Source organism: Halomarina halobia (genome assembly GCF_029338575.1).
GTDB lineage: Archaea > Halobacteriota > Halobacteria > Halobacteriales > Haloarculaceae > Halomarina > Halomarina halobia.
Window position 1 is genome coordinate 1,814,162 of sequence record NZ_CP119992.1, and the last position, 21,198, is coordinate 1,835,359.

Sequence of the window (21,198 nt, forward strand, 5' to 3'; positions counted from 1 at the left end):
GCTCGACCGGCGCTACCCGACGCGCACCTCGGCCAGCGGGTCGTACGCCCCGTCGGTCAGTTCGACGCGGTAGGAGCCGTCGAGCGTCGCGACCGCGCCCGAGGGCGGCGTCCGACTCACCTCGACCGCGCCCGTCTCCCCCGCGGGGCGGTAGAGGTAGACCGTTTCTCCGGGCGCGATCGGGGCATCGAGACGCGCGTCCGCTCCCGAGGCGCCCTCCCAGAGGAACACGCGCGTTCCGGCGTCGACCGTCGACCGTCCGGTGTTCGTCACGGCGACGTAGTCGTCCCGCATGATCGCCTCGACGATCACCGCGCGTTCGAGCGCGGTGTCGAACCAGTCGGGACGCGAGACCGACACGTCGCCGACATCCGTGAGTCGGTATCGATACTCCTGGGTGATCTCGGGATCGGCGACGGAGAGGGTCACCGAGAGCGAGCGGACGCGGCCCTCCGCGTCGACGAGCGCCCGGCCGTCGAACGACGAGACGGCGTGACCGTCGACGGTACCGTCGCGGGTCCCGTTCGCCGCGAGCGTCAGTGAACCGTTCCCGTGTCGCCCGGCGACGACGTACTCGCCCGCCCGCAGGAACGTCGGCGCGAGGTTCGCGGAATAGTTAGCCCCGAGCGCGCCCGACGGCTCCGAGGCGCGGTAGATCCCGGTGTCGTTCCCGAAGGGCGTCGAGCGGACGCTGTACTCGACGCTGACGGTGTCGTTCCGCCACGTCTCGGTGTACTGATCACGGGAGAGCCCGCCGCTCCGGTCGTACAGTTCGTAGGCCGAGCCGTCCGCGCCGACGCGCACCTCCCAGCGCACCGTGTTCGAGTGGGTCGCGTTGCCTTCGGTCGGGCGGCTCTCGACCGTGGCCGCGTAGGCGTAGCCGGAACCGGCGAGCGCCTCGACGTGAGCGTCGATCAGCGCCGAGGCGTTCGTCAACCGCCCGTCGTCGATGCCGACGACCGCCGTGCCGTCCGCCCCGCCGTCAAGCGTGGCCGTCGTCCCGTTCCCGGCGGGTTCCGCGGACGCGTTCGTCTCGTTCGCACCCGGAACCGTCGATAGGCCGCTACAGCCTGCGAGCAGGAGCACCAGCGCCGCGAGTACCCTCGCCATCGTTCGTACCATTGATCCGTACTTTCTCCCGTTCGAGTATAAATGTTCGAGGGGCGGAACGGGCGCGAGCGCGCGTCGACGGGAGCACCCGGATGACGGCGGGGCGACAGGCGTTTCCGACCACGCGTGCGACTAGCTACCGATGACCCGCATCTACGCCGCTCTGCGAAACGCCCTGCTCGTGGCCGACGGCGAACCGGGCGACTGGCACGTCACCGAGCGCCTCGCCGGCGAGGAGATCCAGTGCGTCGTCGCCGCGCCCGGCCGCCCCGACCGCGTCCTCTGCGGGACGGCCGACGACGGCGTCTACCTGTCGTCGAACGGCGGCGAGACGTGGAACCGCGTCGGCGAGGGCGTCGTCGGCGACCGGGTGACGGCGCTCGCCGTCTCGCCCGACGACCCCGACGAGCTGTGGGCCGGAACGGAGCCGAGTCGGGTCTACCGGTCGGGCGACGGCGGCGAGACGTGGGCGGAACGCGAGGGGCTGACCGACCTCCCCTCGGCGTCGGAGTGGTCGTACCCGCCGCGCCCGCACACCCACCACGTCCGCTGGCTGGAGGTGGATCCGAACGACCCGGCGCACCTGTACGTCGCCGTCGAGGCGGGCGCGCTCGTCCAGACGCGCGACCGCGGCGAGACCTGGACGGACCGCGTCCCCTCCGCGCGGCGCGACACGCACTCGATGGCGACCCACCCCGACGCGCCGGGGTGGGCCTGGGCGGCCGCGGGCGACGGCTACGCGGAGACGCGCGACGGCGGCGAGACGTGGGCGCACCCGCAGGAGGGCCTCGATCACCGCTACTGCTGGAGCGTCGCCGTGGACGCGGCCGACCCGGACGCGGTCCTCCTCTCGTCCGCGCGGGGGGCCTACACCGCCCACAACCCCGACCGCGCGGAGACCTACGTCTACCGCCGCGAGGGCGACGGCGCGTGGGAGCGGTCGATGGACGGCCTGCCGGGACCCGACGGCCTCCTCCGGCCCGTCCTCGCGTCGGGCGGTCCGGAGGAGTTCTACGCGCTCACGAACCGCGGCCCCTTCCGCTCGATGGACGGCGGTGAGACGTGGATGCGGCAGGTCTGGCCCTGGCAGGACGGCTACGAGCGCCAGACGCCGCGCGGGCTGGTCGTGCTCTGAGGCGAAGCGAGAAGCTATTTGCGGACCCCCTCCGACGGGGGAGTGATGCACGACTTCATCGTCGTCGGCGCGGGGCCCGCGGGGTCGCGCTTCGCGCGACGGGCGGCCGAGCGCGGTCGGGACGTGCTCGTCTTCGAGCAGGGGGAGATCGGCGAGCCCCTCGCCTGTTCCGGCCACGTGAGCCTCGATATCTGGGAGTACGTCCCCGAGGCGGCGCGCGCGGACCTCTTCCAGAACGACATCTACGGCGCGCGCTTCCACGTCGGCGGGCCGGACACCCCCGGCGAAGCGTTCTACAGGCGTGAGGTGATCTCGAACGCGATCGACCGCGTCGGCCTCGATCGAGTCCTCGCGCGTGCGGCGAGCGACGCGGGCGCGGACGTGCGCGACGGCCACACCGTCACCGGCGTGGAGGAGCGCCCAGACGGCGTACGGGTGACGGTCAAGGGGCCAGACGGCACGGAGCGCCACGGGGCGCGGATGGTCGTCGGGAGCGACGGGCCGCGCTCCCGGGTGCGCGCGGAGTGCGGCCTCCCCGAACCGAACGAGTTCCTCCACGGCGTGCTCGGGTTCGACCCCGAACCCGACCACCGGGACTTCGTGGACGTGCACCTCACCGTCCCGCGCTTCTTCGCGTGGCGCATCCCGCGCGGCGAGGCGGGCGTCGAGTACGGGCTGGGCTGTGCGCCGGGCGCGGACGTGTCCGGGCGGTTCGACGACCTGTGTACCGCCTACGGCGTCGAACTCGAACGGCGCTGCTCCGGGCTGATCCCCGTCGGACCGCCCGACCGGGTGACGGGCCGCCGCAGCCTCCTGATCGGCGACGCGGCGGGGCAGACCAAGCCGTTCACCGGCGGCGGCATCCTCTACGGCATGCGCGCGGCCGACCGCGCGGCCGACCGAGTCGATCCGGACCGCCCGGAGACGCTCGACGACTACGAGCGGGCGTGGCGCGCCGACCTCCGGAACGAGATCCGACTCGGCCGCCTCGTCCGCGCGGGCTACTCCCTCCCGAAGCCCCTCCAGCGGGTCGGGCTGCGGGCGCTCTCGGGGGAGATCGGGGTGCACATGGACGAGCCCTCGACGCTCTTCTCCCGGGACCAGTTGCGGGCGCTGCTCGGTCGATAGCGCGGGAAGCGAGAAGGGCGGGCCGTCGATTCGTCAGTTCAGGTCGTCGTCGGAGTTCAGCCCGAGCGCGGCCGCGACGTCGAGCAGGCCGTTACCCTGTTCGTCGGCGGAGAGGCCGACGTCCTCGGCGGTCGCGGCGAGACGGTCGCGCGCCTCCGCGTTCGTGTACCCCCGGGCCATCAACTGACCGCCCGCGCCGGCGACGTGCGGACACGCCATCGACGTGCCCGAGAAGGTGTCGTAGCCGCCGCCGGGAACCGTCGAGAGGACGTCCGCGCCGGGGGCGGCGAGTTCGACCTCGGAACCGGTCGAGGAGAAGCTCGCGAGCGCGTCGGCGGCGTCCGTCGCGCTGACGGCGATCACCTCGGAGTAGGCGGCGGGGTAGCCGACGCAGTCGGTGCAGGGGCCGCTGTTGCCCGCCGCGGCGACGAGCAGCACACCTCGCCCGTAGGCGTACGTGCAGGCGTCCTTCACCGTTTGCGACCCGGAGCTCGCCCCGAGGCTCATGCTGGCGACGTCCCACCCCCGATCGGCAGTGTACTCGAGTCCGGCGGCGACGTCGGAGAACGACCCCGAGCCGCGCTTGTCGAGGACCTTCACCGCGTGGAGCGTGGCCTCGGTGCTCACGCCGACGACGCCCTCCGCGTTGTCGACGGCGTCGGTCGTCCCCGCGCAGTGGGTACCGTGGTCGTTGTCGTCGTCCCAGTCGACGTTGCACGACCGACCGCGGCACTTCACGAACGCCTTCCCCTCCCCCAGGTTCGCCTCCAGGTCGGGGTGATCGGAGTCGATACCCGTGTCGAGGACGGCGACGTCCGCGCCCGCGCCGGTGTACCCGTTCGCGTGGGCCACCTCCGCGTCCACGCGATCGACGCCGTAGGGGAGCGTCTGGCCCTCGTCCTCGCCCCCGCCGCCCTCCCAGGGTGGCGCGTTCGCGCCCGGCCGATCGCCGATGGCGTGGACCGTGCCGTCGGCCTCGACGTACCGCACGTCCCGCCGACGCCGCAGTTCCTCGACGGTCCGGTCGGAGAAGCGACCGGCGACGGCCATCCCGATGTCGCCGAAGTCGAGCGTGCGTCGGACCGATTCGGCGCGGTCGCGGGCGTCCGCCGCCGCCTCGGGAGAGGTGACGCCGACGACACGGCTCGGCGCGCGGCTCGCGCCGGCCCCGCCGACGAACAGCGTCCCGACGGTTCCCGCGGCGGTACCCGCCAGGAAGCGGCGTCGTGTGGTGTTATCTCGTACCATACCATCAGGTCTGCGAGTAGTCGTTACTTTACTATTCCGGTGAAATTAGGTGAAGACAGGAGGAAGGGACGGTGGTGCCGGAGGGGGAGACGGTGTCTGACGCAAGAATTATTGCCGCGCCGGACACCTCACGTGCTATGGGTCTCATGGACAAGCTGATGGGGGGGACCGGGACGCGAAGCACCGACGAGTACGTCGAGTTGGACCTCGACGACTTCCACACGGAGTCCGGTACCCCGGGGACGCAGGTCCGCATCGCCAACATCGGCGGGCAGGACGACGTGATCGCCATCAAGGACGCGGTCTACGACGGCGACCTCGTCATCGCCGACATCACCCGGCACACGACCTCCGACCGGACGATGGAGCACATCACCGACGAACTGAAGCAGGTCGCCCGCGAGGTCGGCGGCGACATCGTCCAGAAAGACGACGATCAGATCATCATCACGCCGACGGACGTGACGATCAGTCGGACCAAACTCTAGGCACCCCCGGCGCGCGTTCGGTGGACGTCGTTCTCTCTCGCCTCTCACTCCTCGCTCACCGTTGCTCTCTGCCATCGCTCATCGTTCCTCTCCTCACCGTTCACCGCTCACTGCTCACCGCTCACTGCTCACGCTCGCCACCATCTCCCCCCTCGCGGCCGGTCGGAACGCCGGCTTCAGCAGTCTTATCCGACGTCCGCCCCTCGATTTAGACGATGACACAGGCCATCCGTGTCCGCGACCTCCGCAAGGAGTACGGCGACGTTCGGGCGCTCGATGGACTCTCGCTCGACGTCGAGGAAGGCGAATTCTTCGGCCTGCTCGGCCCCAACGGCGCGGGGAAGACGACGTTCATCAACGTCCTGGTCGGCCTCGCGCGCAAGACGGGCGGCACCGCCGAGGTGTTCGGCTACGACGTCGAGTCGGAGTACCAGCGGGCGCGCGACGCCGTCGGCCTCGCCCCCCAGGAGTTCAACGTCGATCGCTTCTTCCCCATCATCGAGGTGCTGGAGCACAAGGCGGGGTACCACGGCATCCCCCCGAAGGAGGCCCGACGACGCGCGGAGGAGGCCCTGAAGACCGTCGGCATCTACGACAAGCGCGACACGCGCTTCGACTGGCTCTCCGGCGGGATGAAGCGCCGGTTCGTGATCGCCCGCGCGCTCGTCTCCGACCCCGACCTGCTCATCCTCGACGAGCCGACGGCGGGCGTGGACGTGGAGCTGCGCCGCGACCTCTGGGACCTCGTCCGGCGGCTCAACGACGAGGGGACGACGATCCTCCTCACGACGCACTACATCGAGGAGGCAGAGCGCCTCTGCGACCGCGTCGCGATCGTGGACGACGGCCGCCGCGTGGAGGTGGCGACGCCCGACGAGCTCAGGGCGCGCAGCACCGACGAACTCGAGATCACGCTCGCGTCGGTACCGACCTCGCTGCCCGAGTTCGACTACGAGGACGTCGCGAGCGTGCGCGTCGAGGGCGACACGGTCCGCATCCGCGCGGTCGGCGCGGGCCGCCTCGCGCCGGACGTGCTCCGCGACCTGGACCGCGCGGACGAGCGCGTCGTGGACGTGAGCATCCGGCGCGCCTCGCTGGAGGAGGTGTTCGTCGAGCTGACCCGACAGGACGACGAGGAGGACCGCGAGGCCGAGACGGAGGCCGGTGCGGAGGTGATCGCGTGAGTTCGCTCCTCTGCGGCGCCTCGACGACCGGGTTCCGGTCGCTGCTTCGCCGCGAGATCCTGCGGTTCGTCCGCCGGCCGCGCAACACGTTCCTCCCGCCGGTGATCACCAACGTGCTCTACTTCTCGGTGTTCGGCGTCATCCTCGGCTCGCGACTCTCGGGCGTCAGCGGCGACTTCGGCTACGTCGAGTTCGTCCTCCCCGGGCTCGTCGTCCTCGGGATCGTGTCGAACGCCTTCGAGAACGCCTCGTTCTCCATCTTCCACGGCCGCTGGAACGAGTACATCCACGAGACGCTCACCTCGCCCCTGTCGTACACGTCGATGGTGCTCGCGTACGTCCTCTCGAGCGCGCTGCGCGGCCTGCTCGTCGGCGCGCTCATCTACGCCGTCGGCTACCTGTTCGCGCCGGTCGTCCCCGCGCGGCCGTTCTACCTGCTCGCGTTCGCCGTCGTCGTCCCCACGCTGTTCGCGGGGCTTGGCGTCATCGGCGGCCTCTGGGCGCGCGACTTCGATTACCTGACCGTGCTCACCCAGTTCATCCTCCGGCCGCTGGTCTTCTTCGGCGGGGTGTTCTACTCCCTGTCGGTACTCCCCGAGCCGTTTCTGACCCTCTCGCTGCTCGATCCGCTGGTCTACATGGTCGACGGCGTGCGGTACGGCGTCCTCGGCTACGCCGAGCTCGACCCGAACCTCTCGCTCGCGGTGCTGACGGCGATGACTGTCGCCGTGCTGCTGCTAGACGTCTACCTCTTCGAGAAGGGGTACGGACTGGTGGACTAGACGTCGGGCGCGTCGTCCTGGACGGCGTTCTTCATGGACTCGCGCCGACTCTTCGCGTCGCGACCGGTGCACTCGAGGAGGAAGTCGTTCTTGAGCGAGACGGCCTCGCCGGCGGCTTCGAGTTCGTCCGGCGAGAGTTCGGTCGGGTCGGCCTCCTCGAACTCGACCGCGAGCTTGTCCTTCTTGCCGCTGTACTCGACGGCACCGGCGACGATGCGCGTGAACACCGGATTCGACGGCTCGTCGACGACGTAGAGGTCGCTCCCCTTGAACTCCTCGGTCCCCGTGACCGGACCGAACATCTCCTCTATCTTCGCCTTCAGGTCCGGTACGCGCTCTTCGAGGTGTTCGCCTCGGCGCATCTTGTACTCTCGCATAGACGTGTGGTGGGCGAGCGGAGGTTTATTGATTCCGTTCAGCCTCGCGGAGGTACCCCGTTCGACAGGACGGACACGCATCGCCCCGCCTGAGGGAGGTCTCGAACGCCTCGACGGCGTAGCCACAGGAGTCGCAGGCGTACGCCGCGTCCCGCGCGGAGGTGGGTTCGGCCGCGGGCTCGACGCCGGGAGCGAGGTCGTCGTCCGGGTCGTCCCCCTCGCCCGCTCCCGCGCCGACCGCCTCGGCGACGGTGGGACCCGCGTCCTCGGGTTCCTCCGGGCCGTCGAGCAGTTCGTCGGGGTTCCACGGCCGGTAGTCGTGCCCGGACTCGGCGGGCCACTCGCCGTAGCCGCGCTCGTCGGGACCGTCGGTCAGGATGATCGCGTCCTCCTCCTCGGGATCGGGGCGCTCGTCCGGGTCGGTCGGAGACGGGGCGACGTCCTCGGACGCCGCCTCCGGAACCGCCTCCGCCGCGTCGGCCTCCCCGTCCGCGTCGGCCTCCCCGTCCGCGTCGGCCTCCCCGTCCGCGTCGGCCTCCCCGTCCGCGGGGGTGCGGGTCTCCGCACCGGGGGCGTCGGAGGCCCCGGACGGCGGGAGATCGACCTCGTCCTCGTCGACGACGGCCGTGATCTCGGTGTTCTCCGAGAGCACGCGCTCCGCGCCGCAGCGCTCGCAGACGACCACCTCCCGAACGGACGTGACGACCTCGCTCCCGCGCTCTTCGCGCTCGCGCAGGACGTCGGGCTCGCCGAACTCGTGTCCGAGGAGCGAACATGTGAGAGCCATTGTGGGGAACTACCGCGTCCCAAGTATAAGCGTACTGTCCTCCGGGCGGCGTTCGCGCGGGGCACAGGTTAAGAGCCACCGCGTGCTACCGACGGCTATGCGTGCCAAGCGGGAGTTCCGCAACCGCGACGAGACGCAGGTCGCGGTGCTCGACGCCCTCGTCGAGCGCGGAAGCGAGGGGATGACCGTCCTCGAACTCCGGACGCGCGTCGACGCCGAGATAGACGCGCTCGACGAGGCGCTCCGGGCGCTGAAGGCCGACGGCCTCATCGAGACCGACACCCGCTCGAACGATCAGGTGGTCCTCGTCCCGGCGGCCCGCGTCGTCCCCGACGGCGACGAGGACGACCCGCCGTCGCTGTTCGAGCGCCTCCGCGAGCGCCTCCCCTTCTGATCCCGTCGGGCGCATCGCGCCCGGTCGATCCCGCGCCGATCCCGCGGGGACCGCAGAGGTCATGGGCCGTCGCGGCCAACTCGAAGCGATGACTGTCATCGAGGACGTGCACGCCGACCACGGCGCGACGTTCGTCGAGCGCGGCGGGCGGCGCGTGGTCGCCACCTACGGCCGCACCGAGCGCACCCACCGCGCGGTGCGCAACGGGGTCGGCGTCGTCGAACTCGGCTCCGGGGTCGTCGAGGTGACCGGCGAGGATCGCGTCGAGTTCGTCGACAACGCCGTCTCGAACCGCGTCCCCGACGAGGACGGCCGCGGCGCGTACTGCCTCCTGCTCGACCCGCAGGGCGGTATCGAGGCCGACCTCTACGCGTACAACGCCGGCGAGCGCCTGCTCCTGTTCTGCCCGCCCGACCGCGCGGCCCCCATCGCCGACGACTGGCGCGGGAAGACGTTCATCCAGGACGTCTCGATCCGCGTCGCCACCGACGACCTCGCCGTCTTCGGCGTTCACGGCCCCAGGGCTACCGAGAAGATCGCGAGCGTCCTCAACCGCGCCGGCGCGCCCGAACCCGCGCTCACCTTCGTCCGCGGGTCGATGGGCGACGCCGGCGTCACCGTGATCGCGGGCGACGGCCTCGCGGGCGAGGAGGGTTACGAGGTGATCTGCGCCGCGGACGCCGCCGAGTCGGTGTTCGACACGCTCGTCAACCACGGGATGAACGCCGTCCCCTTCGGCTACGAGACGTGGGACTCGCTCACCCTCGAGGCCGGCACCCCCCTCTACGAGACGGAACTCCGCGGGCGGGTCCCCAACGTCGCGGGCGTCCGCAACGCCCTCGACTTCGAGAAGGGCTGCTACGTCGGCCAGGAGGTCGTCTCGCGCGTCGAGAACCGCGGACGGCCCTCGAAGCGCCTCGTCGGCCTCGCGTGCGACGCCGTCCCCGAACCCGGCGCGGCCGTCCTCTCGGGCGACTCGGCGGTCGGCGAGGTCACCCGGGGCACGGAGGGACCGAGCTACGGCGGGCCGATCGCGCTCGCCTACGTCCCGTTCGACTTCGACGGCGACCCGACGGTGCGGATCGACGGCGAGGAACGCGACGCGCGGACGGTCGCCCTGCCGTTCGTCGAGGGGAGCGCGCGCTCGGCGCGGCTGCCGACGTACCTAGACGGGTAAGCCGAGGAAACGCCGGCGAACGACGCGGAGAACCGATGCGGAGGCACGTCAGTCGTACTATCGCCGTTCCGGGTCGTCGGTTGTCGCGTCGCTCCCCCGCCGGGGCCACCCCGCCAGCCGGAACAGGAGGAGGTCGAGCAGGGCGAACAGACCGCCGACGAGGCCCCCGACGACGAGGGCGACCGCGACGCCGATCCCCGCGACGAGCACGAGCGCGACGAACTCGCCCTCGGCGATCAACCGCGGGCCGAGCAGAACGAGCACGAGCGCGAGCAGGAAGCAGACGCCGTTGACGCCGCCCCAGAGGAGCCCCTGTTTAAGGAGCGCGAGGCGGTCGACGCCCCCGCCGACTGTCGCCCGCGCGAGGACGGCCCGCGCCGTCCACCACGTCGTCGCCCAGAGGACGAGATAGAGCGCGAGTCCCGTGACGGTGTCGAGCCCCCGGAGGAGGTCACCGAGCGGCGCGGCGACGTGGAGCAGCGCGACGAGTGCCGCGACCAGGAACGCGACGTGGAACGTGCCGAACGCCCAGACGAGGAGCGGGTCGGGGGCGCGCTCACCCATGCGCGAGCACCTCCGCCAGTCCGAGCACCCCCGTCAGGTAGAGCGCCGTCGCGCCGTAGCCCCGTCGGAGCGTCCGCACCCGCCTTCCGGTCGCGCCGGCCGCCTCGTCGCATCGAGCGACGAGGAGCGTCCGCGGGACCGCCGCGAGGAGGAGTCCGAGAACGCCCGCGAGCTTCACCGTCAGGGCGAGCCCCCACGCGGAGTCGCTCGGCGGGAGGCCCGGCGCGAGCGCGCCCAGGTTCCCCACGCCGGTCATCACCGCGACGCCCGCGGCCCCCCAGAACAGCCGCTCGTACCCCGCGGCGACGGCTACCGCGTACTCACCGTACCGCTCTCGTCGTTCCACCTCGCCGATCCGCCGGAGAGACACCCACGCGAGGACGGCCCCGCCGAGCAGGAGCGCCACGCTGAGGACGTGCAGCCAGCGGATCGCGAGGTGGATCGGGAAAACCATCGCTCGAACGTCAAATGAGGGAGGTAATAAAGCCGCGCGTGGGAGTCGGCTGGAGCGCGTCGATCGCGGGGCGCGGCCGTCCGCCGCCGACCCGGACGTGTCTATCTGGTTGATCGTCGCGTTCGACGGAAAGACGTATGCCGGCACGACCGCGAGCGTCGCTCGGATGCGACGCTTCGCCCTCCCCGCGCTCGCGGTCGCCGCGCTCGTCCTCCTCGCCGGATGCAACGTCGGCCCCGGCGGCGACGGGAACGTGACGGTTCCGGCGGTGACGCCCGCGGACGTGCCGACCGATACGCCGGCCGAAGAACCCCCGAATACGCCAGTCGCGGACCGGGAGGGCGTCGCGATCCTGGAGAACCGGGGGGCGGACCGCTACGACGTCGAGGTGTACACGCTCGCGCCCTCGGTCGAGCGGGTCAACGTCCGCTACCGGAACGGGACGAGGGCGACGCGGGTCGTTCCGAACGACACCGTCGCGAGCGTGATAGGGAACGTCAGCCTGGTGACGCCGAACCGATCCCTCGACTCGGGGGCGTACGCGCTCGACGCCGGACAAACCCTCCCTGTGCGCCTCGGCCCGCCGCTAGACGACTACGCGGTGTTCTACGCGATCTACGCCGAGGGCTACCACGAGGGGGAGACGCCGGTGCGGTACGGGATCGCCCGGTGCGCCGACGGGACGACGCTCCGGCGCGCGTCGGTCGCGATCACCGACGAGAACGTCGACGCGAACGTGACGTGCGAACCGGCGTCTAGCTGATCCATTGGGTTGTTCGACGAAGGAGATCAACGTCTCTGTCGTCGTACCGCGAGCGAGGCGCGAAGCGCCGAGCGAACGGCTCGTTTTGGTCCTTCCAGACCCGCACGCAGGTCTGGAAGCCTGCGAGACGCGCAGTGTCTCGGAATGGAGATTTCGGTACGGGGGTAGACGAGGGGAACGGAGCGACGATCCGACTCGACGATGGGAAACACGTCCTGCGATACGGACACCGATCTACCCGAACGGTAGCGGTCGGGACCTCCCTACGTGCGCGCTCCTTGGAATCGACCGAGCGGTGCCGAGACGCGAGCGGTTCGGCGGGAGCGAGGGAGATTCCGCTTTTTGGTCCGCCGATGGACTCGCTTCGCTCGTCCATCGAGCTCCCCCTCGATCGCTGCCGCTCCCTCGCGGGAACAGATTTTGGTATGGGGTTCGACGAGGCGCACGGAGCGCGCCGAGGAGGACCCCGTTCTAAAAGGTGGCGTTGTAGAGTTCGTCCCCGACGTGGTGGAGCGACTCGATCACCTTCCCGGAGTCCCCGGTGAGGTCGTCGCCGTCCTCCAGCGCGCGCCCGACGGCGAGGACCTTCCCGTGGGTCTCCTCGGCGATGGCGACCAGATCGCCCGCCTCGATGTCCCCGTCCGCCTCGGTGATGCCGGGGCGCATCACGTCCGCGCCGTCGGAGACGAACGAGACCGCGCCCGCGTCCACGGTGACGAGGTGGTGCTCCGGGGGGAACTCGTTGGCCCCGCGGACGGTGAGGAACGGTTCGTCGTCGAAGTAGACGACTGCGGGGTCGCCGTCGACGAGCACGAGGTCCGTGTCGTGGTCGACGAACTCGACGCGCTCGAAGGAGTCGCCGTCGAGGTCGACGCCGAGGCCGTCGGCGAGCGTCTCCTTCACGCGCTCGATCTCGTCGCTGCGGAGGTGGTGACGGGACTTGACCTGCATGAGGGGGTGTGCGGGTGCCGGAAAGATAAACCGCCCGGCGACCCGCGAGGTCGCCACCGGAGGAGTGGGGGCACCTCACATACTCTCATATACCAGCGAAAAGGGATAAGTGACAGCGAGCGAAGGTGCAGGTAGGATGTGGGGCACGCGAAACGGCGAGAACGGCGGCGTCGTCTGTGTCGCCTGCGGGCAGACCGTCCGGCGATCCGCCGCGCGCGAGTACGACAAGGAGGGCGACCGGTGGTCGCGCCGCGGGAAGACGTTCGAGTACCTCTGTAAGCGCTGTCACCGCGAGCTGTGTCACCAGCCGCGCAACGAACTGGAGGACCTGCTCGTCGACATCGAGCGGGAGGGACGACAGGAACAGCGGGACTTCCTTCGGCGGTACAACGAGATCGTCGAGGAGCGGTACGGGTCGCTCGAAGAGCGTGGGCGATAGGCCGTTCGTCCGGTTCGCCGACCCCGACACGACTAACTGCGTTCTTCACTTAGCGCCGCTATGACCAGTCAGCAGGACCAGGCGGCGGCCGGGACGGCCGAGGGCCAGGGTCCGGTCGAGATCGACGAGGAACTCGCGCGACACCTGCGGAACAAGCGCGAGCAGCTCTTCGAGAAGTTCGACATCCGCGACGCGTTCCCTCCAGCGGTGCTCTCCGAGGCCGAACGGCGTACCGAGAGCGTCCAGCAGGAGATACAGGACGAGGTCGACGACCGGCGGGACCTCCGCGACCTGACGGCGTGGACGACCGACCCGATCGACGCCCAGGACTTCGACGACGCGCTCTCGATCGAGCGCGAGGACGGCGCGTACCGCCTCTGGGTCCACATCGCCGACGTCACCCACTACGTCCACCCGGGCAGCGAGATGTGGGCGGAGGCCGTAGAGCGCGGCAACACCGTCTACCTCCCCGCGTACACCATCCACATGCTCCCGCCGGTGCTGGCGGAGACCGTCTGCTCGCTCGTGCCCGAGGAGGACCGGCTCGCGCACACCGTCGAGATGGTCATCGACGACGAGACGCTCTCCTACGAGTCCATCGACATCTACAAGTCCGTCATCCGGAGCGACGAGCGCCTCACCTACACGCAGGCGGAGAACCGCCTCGACGACCCAGACGCCCCGCTGCACGAGGAGTGCTCGCTCGTCTTCGAACTCGCGGATCGGATGCACGAGCAGCGCAAGGAAGACGGCTCGCTCGTCCTGAACCCCGCACGGGACCGCGCCCACACCATCATCGAGGAGTGCATGCTGAAGGCGAACAAGGCCGTCACGCACGTGCTCATGTTCCAGCGCGGCGTCGAGGCGATGTACCGCGTCCACCCCCAGCCCACGCCCCAGGAGTGGGACCGCGCGCTCAAGGAGATCCAGGAACTCGACGGCGTGAGCATCCCGGGGGACTCGTGGGACGATCCCCGCAAGGCGGTCAACGCCACGCTCGAACGGGCACCCGGCCGACAGCTCCACAAGATCCAGCGCGCCGTGATGCGCGTGATGCCGCGCGCGAAGTACATGAACGACCCCTTCGGCGGCCACCACGCGCTCAACTTCGAGATCTACGGCCACTTCACCAGCCCCATCCGCCGGCTGTCCGACCTCATCAACCACTGGATCGTCCACGAGAACGACGTGCCCGAGGACCTCGTCGAGCTCTGCGACCGCGCCAGCGACAAGCAGAAGAACGCAGAGCAGTGCGAACGCGAGTACAAGCAGTTCCTCCAGGAGGTCGGCCTCGACCCGTACGCCGTGAACAACCGCGGGCTGCGCGTCGTCGAGGACGAGGAGAGGGAGTCCGAGGGGACCGACGAAGAAACCGACGAGGGGACGGTGGAGGAAGCGGCGGTCGAGGCGGACGCCGAGACCGAGGGGACCGTGGAGTAGCGCGTTCCGCTCCCGGCTTACCGGAGAGCACCGGCCCGCCCGTCACGCTCACGATCGAAGGCGGCGCGTTCGGCTCGCAGCAGGTCGGCGGCGTCGGCGCGTAAGGCGCGTTTCAACAGCGGTTCGATCCGCTCCGTGGCGGGACCCGGCCCGACCACGTCCTCGTCCTGTCGATAGTCGACGAGACGGCTGTCGATCAGGGCCGGGAGATGATCGTGGTAGAGGGACATGTATATCCGAAGCCGTTCGTCCAGTCGATCGTCCGCGGGTTCGCCCGTCTCCCAGACCGTGAGTTGATGGGCGACGTCGGCGAGTTTCAGCGGCGGCGCGTAGAGATGGAGACAGTAGAGGAGGTATCGTCGCCGCCGATCGGCTAGCCGGGCCTCCCAGCCGGTGTCCGACTGGTCCTCACTCATCGTATCGCTCACCCCCGCGCCGCCGCGTCCGCTTCGCTCCGCCCGTGAGAGGAGCGCTGTCCGGCGACGGCTCGTCCGAACGACCGTCTGACCCCGTCCGCCGCGTATCCGCCCGATTGCTCGTGTACAACCCATGCATACCACTTGGTGATAACACTGATCGGGCACCCACCCTAAACGGGCGGGTGGTGGCAGTTCCTGCCGGCCGGCATTCGATCTCGCAGAACCGCGGCTGTAACCGGGGAGACGGTGAGCATCACGGCCGCGCCGATCGGGGTCGATCCGAACGCCCTCTGTCTCCGGGACGGCTACGGCCCGTCGTCTATCGGGGATCTCAACGCAACCGAAAAAACGGGGCTGAACCGCTCACTCCGCCGTCGGTTCCTCGCGGGGCGGGACGGCCCCGATCTGTTCCATGAGGCCGAGCGAGTCGTAGTTCACCCAGGTCTCCGCGACCGTGCCGTCCTCGCCGATGCGGTGGACGGCGATGGCCGTCATCTCGACGGGCGTGCCCGTCGGCTCCACTCCCATGAACTCGCCCGTGTGCGTTCCGCGCGCGGTGTACCGGAGGCACACCTTGTCGCCGGACGCGAAGAGGTCGTCGATGACCATCTCCTCGTCCGGGAAGCCCGCGCGGAACGCCCGGACCGTCTCCTCGAAGCGTTCCGGCCCGCGCGCGTCACCCGCGACGGCGGGATCGTGACGGACGTACTCCGGGGAGAAGAACTCCGGGATGCGCTCGTAGCGCTGGTCGTTTACGACCTCCGTTACGAACCGCCGGACGAGGTCCATGTTTCGCTCCTCGATCGACTGCTGCGTTGCCATTACTTCCCCACCAAGTGTGAGGTTGGTCACGGGAAGAAATATCGATGACGGGCGGACATCCGACCAGTCGGACACGCTGATGATCAGCGAACCCACCCCCCACACATCGATTATCCTATAACTGACGCAGTTACCGTTCGAGGAACGCCCGGGCCGCGTCGCGGCAGGCCTCCGACGCGGCGACGCGCGCGAACCCGCCGGCGATCCGCTCGCGCTCGTCGGCGTCCGACAGCGCGACGGCGGCGTACGCCTTCGCCAGCCGCGTCGCGGGGGCCGGCGACTCGACGATCCGACCGACGAGCGTTCCGACCGCGTCGGGCAGTTCGTCCGCGGGGACGACGCGGTTGACCAGCCCCCACTCGCGGGCGGTGACGGCGTCGATCGGTTCGCCGGTGAGCGCGAGTTCCGTGAGCCGCTTCTTCCCGCAGAGGTCGCCGACGCGGGCCATCGCGTAGGGCGGGTACGCGCCGATGCGCGTCTCGGGGAGCGCGAACGTCGCATCCTCGACGGCGACCGCGAGATCGGCCGCGGCGACGAGTTCGAACCCGCCGCCGTAGGCGAGTCCGTTGACGGCGGCGATCACGGGGATCGAGAGCGTCTCCACGCCGTGGAGGCACTCGTACAGGCGGTCGCTCAGCGCGCGCACGTCGGCCTCGGTGTCCAGTTCGGCGAGGGTCGCGATGTCGTCGCCCGCGCAGAAGGCGTCGCCCGCCCCGGTGACGACCGCGACGCGGGCCTCGGCGCTCGCGCGGTCGAGCGCCGCTCGCAGGTCGTCCCACCCCTCCAGGTGGAGCGCGTTCAGCTTCTCGGGTCTGTCGATGGTGATCCAGGCGACGTCGTCGCGCAGGTCAGTGCGGATCATGCCCCACCGACGGTCGGGAGGGTCTTGAGCGTGAGCGTCGGGTGAGAGGGACGAGGAGGGTGTCGACAGAGGGGACGGAGTCGCACCCGTCCCCTCTCGTCCGTCGCAGCGGTGTTGGGTCTCGCTCGCGGCCGAGCCCCTCCGAGGAGCAACCGGCCGGGGGCAGTCCCCGCTACGCCTCCCCGCGGCGCTCCGTGCGCCGGACGCGGGAGCCGTCTCCGTGCGGAAGTTCACCGACGCCGACGGGGCGATCACCGGATCGGAGTGGATCTACTCGGACGACGCGGGCGAACAGGTACGACGAGTCGATGATCATCTATCCTGCATCCTCGTTTTCGAAGGCGTTACGGGCGGCGTCGAGCCGGTCGCGATCGCGCCCGCGGAGACGCTCGACAGCCGCCTTCGCGTCCTCGACTTCCGCGTCCGAGAGGAGGCCGGCGACGTCGCTGGGGTGGGGACCGCGCGTCATTCGGCGCAGCGTCTCCTCCATCGTCTCGTCGTCCCGCTTGTGGGCGGTCAGCCACTCGTGGTACTCCTCCGAGACGCGGATGGTTTCACCATGCCATGTATTCGGATATACGGCTCTAAGAGCGTTACACCCCCTGCTTCCGTCACCTGTCGCGCGACCCCCGGAAAGCCCGAGGGACCCCGCGGTTCCCACTGCAACCCCCCGGCTCCCGACGGGTTCTCTGTCGGTCTTTGACGGTCTCTGACCCCTCCTGTCGAACGCGATAGCAGCGACAGAGTGCTCCCAGCGGCCGACGAACGCCGACTTCGCGATGGACGTCGTGGTCGTGTTCGCCGCGTTCCTCGTCCCGACGGCGTTCTCGAGAACCGTGGCCGAGGTCACTGAATTCGACGGGTTTCGAGGGGCGAACGGCCCTCTCGCCGTGCTCATCGAGCGCCTCGCCACAACCTCACGCATCGCTCGCTCGAAAACTCGCTCCTCCGATAGACTCGCCGGGAGTCACGCGAGCGTGAGCGAGCGTGACGTCGGCGAGTCCACGACTGACCGAACGAAGTGAGGGAAGGAAGTGGACTCGCCGGGATTTGAACCCGGGGCCTCTTCCTTGCGAAGGAAGCGATCTGCCGCTGATCTACGAGCCCGCATTATCGGATTGCCGCCGTTTCGTACTTGTACCTTCTGCTTTGGGTATCAGGATGCGGGGCGGTGTCACGACGGCACCGACGGCAGGCGTCGACCGTGTGAGACCGACGCATACCTGTCGCTGTGCGGTCACGAGATAAACGCTTTGCTGGATAGCGAGCGCTTCCCCGGCGAGAGAGAACGGGAAGAGCCGACGTCAGTCCTCGAGGACGATCTCGATGCTGACGTCGTTGGGCACCTGAATGCGCATCAGCTGGCGCAGCGCCCGTTCGTCGGCGTCGATGTCGATGAGACGCTTGTGGACGCGCATCTCCCAGTGCTCCCACGTCGCGGTACCCTCACCGTCGGGCGACTTGCGGGTGGGCACCTGCAGTTTCTTCGTGGGCAGCGGGACCGGCCCCGAGAGGTTGACGCCCGTCTTGTTCGCGATCTCGCGGACGTCGGTGCAGATGTTGTCGAGGTCCGAGGGGTTCGTCCCCGCGAGTCGGACGCGTGCCTGCTGCATCTATCGTTCCTGGACGCTGAGGACCTTCCCGGCGGCGATGGTCTGGCCCATGTCGCGCACCGCGAAGCTCCCGAGTTCCGGGATCTCCGACGACGGCTCGATGCTCAGCGGCTTCTGCGGGCGAACCGTGACGACCGCGGCGTCGCCGGCCTGGATGAAGTCCGGGTTCTCCTCGGCGACCTCGCCGCTCGCAGGGTCGAGCTTCTTGTCGATGGACTCGATGGTACACGCGACCTGCGCCGTGTGGGCGTGGAAGACGGGCGTGTAGCCGGCGGTGATGACCGAGGGGTGCTGCATCACGACGATCTGGGCCTGGAAGGTCTCGGCGACCTTCGGCGGGTCCTCGGCCGGACCGCAGACGTCGCCGCGGCGGATGTCGTCCTTCCCGATGCCGCGCACGTTGAACCCGACGTTGTCGCCGGGGCGGGCCTCGGGGACCTCCTCGTGGTGCATCTCGACGGTCTTGACCTCGCCGCTCACGTCAGAGGGCTGGAACGAGACGTTCGCGCCCGTCTCGAGGATGCCCGTCTCGACGCGCCCCACCGGAACGGTTCCGATGCCGGAGATGGTGTAGACGTCCTGGATCGGCAGCCGCAGCGGCGCGTCCGTCGGCTCGGACGGCTCGGGGAGGTTGTTGAGCGCCTCGAGGAGCGTCGGGCCGTCGTACCAGGGCGTGTTGTCGCTCTTCTCGGAGACGTTGTCGCCCTCGAACGCCGAGGTCGGAATGAAGCTCGCGTCGTCCGTGCTGAAGCGGACCTGCTGGAGGAGCTTCTTCACGTCGTCGACGACGCCGCGGTACTTGTCCTCGTCGTAGTCGACGAGGTCCATCTTGTTGACCGCGACGATGAGTTCGCCGATGCCGAGGGTGCGCGCCAGGAAGACGTGCTCCTGGGTCTGGGGCGCGACGCCGTCGTCGGCCGCCACCACGAGCACGGCGTTGTCCGCCTGGCTCGCGCCGGTGATCATGTTCTTCACGAAGTCGCGGTGACCCGGACAGTCGACGATCGTGAAGTAGTAGTTGTCCGTGTCGAACTCCTGGTGGGCGATGTCGATGGTGACGCCGCGCTCGCGCTCCTCGGCGAGGTTGTCCATCACGTAGGCGAACTCGAAGCCGCCCTTGCCCTTCTCCTCGGCTTCCTCGCGGTACTGCTCGATGACGTGCTCGGGTACGCTCCCTGTCTCGAACAGGAGTCGCCCGACCATCGTGCTCTTCCCGTGGTCGACGTGGCCGATTACGGCCAAGTTCTGGTGGGGTTTGTCGCTCATTGATAGCTCACGCGCAAAGGCGCTGTGGGGAAAGCTTTCGACTGAACCGGATAAAACGATTTCGAAACGATATACCGGGCACCCCGCCGCAGTATAGCGGTTTGGCACGCACTACCACGATTCGCAGGGCGCCGAACGACCCCCTCTCTTCGGCGGGAATCACCTCGAACGGATCGGACCGGGGCGCGAGAGCGGGCGATCGGACGCCGTGCGACTCACTCGAGCGGGGGGAGTCGCCCCACGTCCGAGAGCACCGCCGTCGCGGTCTCGGGACCCCCGGCTCCGCGGCCGCTGATGTTCAGCCGGCCTGCGTGGGTCGTCTCCAACTGGACGATGTTGCGCGTGCCGGAGACGGCGAGCGTTCCGTGCTCGGGGACGAGTCGCGGGCCGACGCGGATCCGCTCGCCCGCGACCTCGCCGATGAGGCGGATCGTCCGGCCGTCCTCGGCCGCGAGGTCGAGCGCCTCGCCGGGGACGTCGCTGATGCCCGTCACCTCGGCGTCGTCGAGCGTGAACCCCCGACCGGCTCCCGCGCCGTCGTTGAGCACGTTCGCGAGGATGACGCACTTGAGCGCGGCGTCGGTCCCCTCGACGTCGAAGGAGGGGTCGGCCTCCGCGACGCCCAGGTCCTGTGCCTCCGCGAGGACGTGTTCGTAGCCCAGGCCTTCGGCGGCCATCCTGGTTAGTATGAAGTTCGCCGTGCCGTTGAGCACGCCGCGGGCGGCCGTCACCTGGCCCGGACCGAGGTCGGCGATGGTCGAGAGCACCGGGATCGCGCCCCCGACGGTCGCCTCGAAGCGCACGCTCCCCGCGCTCTCGCGCTCCCGCGCTCGCACCTCGTCGTAACGCTCGGCGACCGGCCCCTTGTTGGCGAGGACGACGTGTCGGTCGCGCGCGAGCGCCTCGACGACGTGGCCGTACCCCGGCTCGGCGTCCCCGAGCGTCGTCGGCGTCGCCTCCACGAGGACGTCGTAGTCCGCCTCGAGCGCCGCCTCGGGGTCGAGATCGCCGACGCGGCCGGCCTCCCGCTTCTCGGCGAGTGCCGCCTCGACGTCGAGCGCGTCGGCGACCGCCGCGGACCGCGAGTCCGCGAGCGCGACGACCGTGTGGCCGTACTCCCCGGCCAGTTCGGCGACCGAGCGGCCGACCGCCCCGACGCCCGCGACCGCGAGCTTCATTGGGCACCTCCGGGCGTGAGCGGTTCGATGACCGTCAACCCCTTCTCGTCGGCGAGTTCGCGGACCGTCTCCAGGACGTGCTCTGCCTCCCCGGTCTGCGTGGCGAGGCGGAGTCGAGCGCTCGAGGTGCTCCCCGTCCCGTCGGCGGCCGTCAGCGTGATGTCGGCGACCGACGCGTTCGTGCACGTTTCGAGCCGGGAGAGCGTGTCCGAGAGGTCGGTCCGGACGAGGTCGCCGATGAGGAGCACCGTCAACTCCTCGCCGTAGCGCTCGGCTCCCGCCTGGATCACGTTCACCCCGGCGTCGCGGAGGTCCTCTACTATCTGGGCGAAGCGCTCGGGCGTCGCCTCGAGGTCGACCTCGACGGGGATGTGCCCCCGGGGGGTGAGGTTGCCGCGCTCGTGGAATATCGAGAGGAGGTTCGCGCCGTTCCGGGATATCGGTCCCAGCGCGTTCAGCAGCTCGCCGGGCTCGTCGACGAGTTCGAGGCGCACGGTGTACGCCCGAACCACGTCGTCGCTCATCGACTCCACCGCCGCAGGGGGTCGGCGCGGCTCATTGGCGTTGGCAAGCGACCGAAGGTTAAGAAGCCTCGCGCTCCCGCGAAGCGTTGCCGG

General features: G+C 69.9%; 25 protein-coding genes and 1 tRNA gene. 10 read left to right on the plus strand and 16 right to left on the minus strand.

The window, feature by feature from the left end:
* Positions 1-12: 12 nt before the first annotated feature.
* Positions 13-1,122, minus strand: a complete 1,110-nt coding sequence (locus P1K31_RS09580) for a DUF7537 family lipoprotein (protein ID WP_276303109.1) — start codon at positions 1,120-1,122, stop codon at positions 13-15.
* Positions 1,123-1,252: 130 nt separating this feature from the next.
* Between P1K31_RS09580 and P1K31_RS09585 the strand changes: the two genes are divergently transcribed.
* Together P1K31_RS09585 and P1K31_RS09590 are read left to right on the plus strand one after the other, a co-directional pair.
* Entirely contained in the window at positions 1,253-2,245 is a 993-nt protein-coding gene (locus tag P1K31_RS09585) for a beta propeller repeat protein (protein WP_276303110.1), read from the plus strand.
* 45 nt (positions 2,246-2,290) lie between these two features.
* Positions 2,291-3,373: a geranylgeranyl reductase family protein gene (locus tag P1K31_RS09590; protein WP_276303111.1), complete on the plus strand. Its 1,083-nt coding sequence runs from the start codon at positions 2,291-2,293 to the stop codon at positions 3,371-3,373.
* A 33-nt stretch (positions 3,374-3,406) separates the two neighbouring features.
* Here P1K31_RS09590 and P1K31_RS09595 read toward each other — a convergent pair whose 3' ends face one another.
* The gene (locus P1K31_RS09595) at positions 3,407-4,621 is read right to left on the minus strand and encodes a S8 family peptidase (RefSeq protein WP_276303112.1); all 1,215 of its coding nucleotides are present in this window, start codon (positions 4,619-4,621) and stop codon (positions 3,407-3,409) included.
* A gap of 137 nt (positions 4,622-4,758) precedes the next feature.
* Between P1K31_RS09595 and P1K31_RS09600 the strand changes: the two genes are divergently transcribed.
* The 3 genes from P1K31_RS09600 to P1K31_RS09610 all read left to right on the plus strand — a co-directional run bounded on the left by P1K31_RS09600 (position 4,759) and on the right by P1K31_RS09610 (position 7,075).
* Positions 4,759-5,109, plus strand: a complete 351-nt coding sequence (locus P1K31_RS09600; RefSeq protein WP_276303113.1) for a cell division protein SepF — start codon at positions 4,759-4,761, stop codon at positions 5,107-5,109.
* A 215-nt stretch (positions 5,110-5,324) separates the two neighbouring features.
* Entirely contained in the window at positions 5,325-6,293 is a 969-nt protein-coding gene (locus P1K31_RS09605; protein WP_276303114.1) for an ABC transporter ATP-binding protein, read from the plus strand.
* Positions 6,290-7,075 carry an ABC transporter permease gene (locus P1K31_RS09610; protein ID WP_276303115.1) on the plus strand — a complete coding sequence of 262 codons (786 nt, stop codon included), beginning with the start codon at positions 6,290-6,292 and terminating at the stop codon, positions 7,073-7,075. The genes P1K31_RS09605 and P1K31_RS09610 overlap by 4 nt, the downstream gene beginning before the upstream one ends.
* Here P1K31_RS09610 and P1K31_RS09615 read toward each other — a convergent pair.
* Together P1K31_RS09615 and P1K31_RS09620 are read right to left on the minus strand one after the other, a co-directional pair.
* Positions 7,072-7,452: a DUF5611 family protein gene (locus P1K31_RS09615; protein WP_276303116.1), complete on the minus strand. Its 381-nt coding sequence runs from the start codon at positions 7,450-7,452 to the stop codon at positions 7,072-7,074. The two genes, P1K31_RS09610 and P1K31_RS09615, sit on opposite strands and share 4 nt — an antisense overlap.
* Positions 7,453-7,477: 25 nt before the next feature.
* The gene (locus P1K31_RS09620) at positions 7,478-8,239 is read right to left on the minus strand and encodes a DUF7093 family protein (RefSeq protein ID WP_276303117.1); all 762 of its coding nucleotides are present in this window, start codon (positions 8,237-8,239) and stop codon (positions 7,478-7,480) included.
* A 97-nt stretch (positions 8,240-8,336) separates the two neighbouring features.
* On the opposite strand from P1K31_RS09620, the gene P1K31_RS09625 reads away from it, so the two are divergent.
* Positions 8,337-8,633 carry a DUF6432 family protein gene (locus tag P1K31_RS09625; protein WP_276303118.1) on the plus strand — a complete coding sequence of 99 codons (297 nt, stop codon included), beginning with the start codon at positions 8,337-8,339 and terminating at the stop codon, positions 8,631-8,633.
* An 88-nt stretch (positions 8,634-8,721) separates the two neighbouring features.
* Positions 8,722-9,810, plus strand: coding sequence for a CAF17-like 4Fe-4S cluster assembly/insertion protein YgfZ (ygfZ, locus tag P1K31_RS09630; RefSeq protein ID WP_276303119.1), 1,089 nt, complete (start codon positions 8,722-8,724; stop codon positions 9,808-9,810).
* 57 nt (positions 9,811-9,867) lie between these two features.
* Here the strand turns inward: ygfZ and P1K31_RS09635 are convergent, their stop codons facing one another.
* Positions 9,868-10,374 carry a DUF7965 family protein gene (locus P1K31_RS09635; RefSeq protein ID WP_276303120.1) on the minus strand — a complete coding sequence of 169 codons (507 nt, stop codon included), beginning with the start codon at positions 10,372-10,374 and terminating at the stop codon, positions 9,868-9,870.
* The gene (locus P1K31_RS09640) at positions 10,367-10,828 is read right to left on the minus strand and encodes a CopD family protein (RefSeq protein WP_276303121.1); all 462 of its coding nucleotides are present in this window, start codon (positions 10,826-10,828) and stop codon (positions 10,367-10,369) included. The genes P1K31_RS09635 and P1K31_RS09640 overlap by 8 nt, the downstream gene beginning before the upstream one ends.
* Before the next feature lie 97 nt (positions 10,829-10,925).
* Between P1K31_RS09640 and P1K31_RS09645 the strand changes: the two genes are divergently transcribed.
* The gene (locus P1K31_RS09645; RefSeq protein WP_276303122.1) at positions 10,926-11,591 is read left to right on the plus strand and encodes a hypothetical protein; all 666 of its coding nucleotides are present in this window, start codon (positions 10,926-10,928) and stop codon (positions 11,589-11,591) included.
* A gap of 471 nt (positions 11,592-12,062) precedes the next feature.
* Here the strand turns inward: P1K31_RS09645 and P1K31_RS09650 are convergent, their stop codons facing one another.
* Complete coding sequence (locus tag P1K31_RS09650) at positions 12,063-12,542, minus strand: RNA-binding protein (RefSeq protein ID WP_276303123.1); 480 nt, start codon at positions 12,540-12,542, stop codon at positions 12,063-12,065.
* Between the two features lie 136 nt (positions 12,543-12,678).
* On the opposite strand from P1K31_RS09650, the gene P1K31_RS09655 reads away from it, so the two are divergent.
* Together P1K31_RS09655 and P1K31_RS09660 are read left to right on the plus strand one after the other, a co-directional pair.
* On the plus strand, positions 12,679-12,981 hold the full coding sequence (locus P1K31_RS09655) for a DUF7562 family protein (protein ID WP_276303124.1): 303 nt from the start codon (positions 12,679-12,681) through the stop codon (positions 12,979-12,981).
* A 60-nt stretch (positions 12,982-13,041) separates the two neighbouring features.
* Positions 13,042-14,421: an RNB domain-containing ribonuclease gene (locus tag P1K31_RS09660; RefSeq protein WP_276303125.1), complete on the plus strand. Its 1,380-nt coding sequence runs from the start codon at positions 13,042-13,044 to the stop codon at positions 14,419-14,421.
* A gap of 17 nt (positions 14,422-14,438) precedes the next feature.
* Here P1K31_RS09660 and P1K31_RS09665 read toward each other — a convergent pair whose 3' ends face one another.
* The 9 genes from P1K31_RS09665 to P1K31_RS09705 form a co-directional block, all read right to left on the minus strand.
* Positions 14,439-14,837 (minus strand): DUF7344 domain-containing protein, encoded by a 399-nt coding sequence (locus P1K31_RS09665; RefSeq protein ID WP_276303126.1) that lies wholly within the window; start codon positions 14,835-14,837, stop codon positions 14,439-14,441.
* Positions 14,838-15,203: 366 nt separating this feature from the next.
* Positions 15,204-15,662 carry an ester cyclase gene (locus P1K31_RS09670; protein WP_276303127.1) on the minus strand — a complete coding sequence of 153 codons (459 nt, stop codon included), beginning with the start codon at positions 15,660-15,662 and terminating at the stop codon, positions 15,204-15,206.
* A 130-nt stretch (positions 15,663-15,792) separates the two neighbouring features.
* Positions 15,793-16,524: an enoyl-CoA hydratase/isomerase family protein gene (locus P1K31_RS09675; protein ID WP_276303128.1), complete on the minus strand. Its 732-nt coding sequence runs from the start codon at positions 16,522-16,524 to the stop codon at positions 15,793-15,795.
* Positions 16,525-16,840: 316 nt separating this feature from the next.
* Positions 16,841-17,449, minus strand: coding sequence for a hypothetical protein (locus P1K31_RS09680; protein WP_276303129.1), 609 nt, complete (start codon positions 17,447-17,449; stop codon positions 16,841-16,843).
* Between the two features lie 110 nt (positions 17,450-17,559).
* Positions 17,560-17,631: transfer RNA gene (locus tag P1K31_RS09685), tRNA-Ala, on the minus strand.
* A 197-nt stretch (positions 17,632-17,828) separates the two neighbouring features.
* Positions 17,829-18,137 (minus strand): 30S ribosomal protein S10, encoded by a 309-nt coding sequence (gene rpsJ / locus P1K31_RS09690; RefSeq protein ID WP_254543164.1) that lies wholly within the window; start codon positions 18,135-18,137, stop codon positions 17,829-17,831.
* Positions 18,138-19,403: a translation elongation factor EF-1 subunit alpha gene (tuf, locus tag P1K31_RS09695; RefSeq protein WP_276303130.1), complete on the minus strand. Its 1,266-nt coding sequence runs from the start codon at positions 19,401-19,403 to the stop codon at positions 18,138-18,140.
* A gap of 215 nt (positions 19,404-19,618) precedes the next feature.
* The gene (locus P1K31_RS09700; RefSeq protein WP_276303131.1) at positions 19,619-20,581 is read right to left on the minus strand and encodes a homoserine dehydrogenase; all 963 of its coding nucleotides are present in this window, start codon (positions 20,579-20,581) and stop codon (positions 19,619-19,621) included.
* Positions 20,578-21,105, minus strand: coding sequence for an amino acid-binding protein (locus P1K31_RS09705; protein WP_276303132.1), 528 nt, complete (start codon positions 21,103-21,105; stop codon positions 20,578-20,580). Before P1K31_RS09705 ends, P1K31_RS09700 begins: the two co-directional genes overlap by 4 nt.
* Between the last annotated feature and the right edge of the window lie 93 nt (positions 21,106-21,198).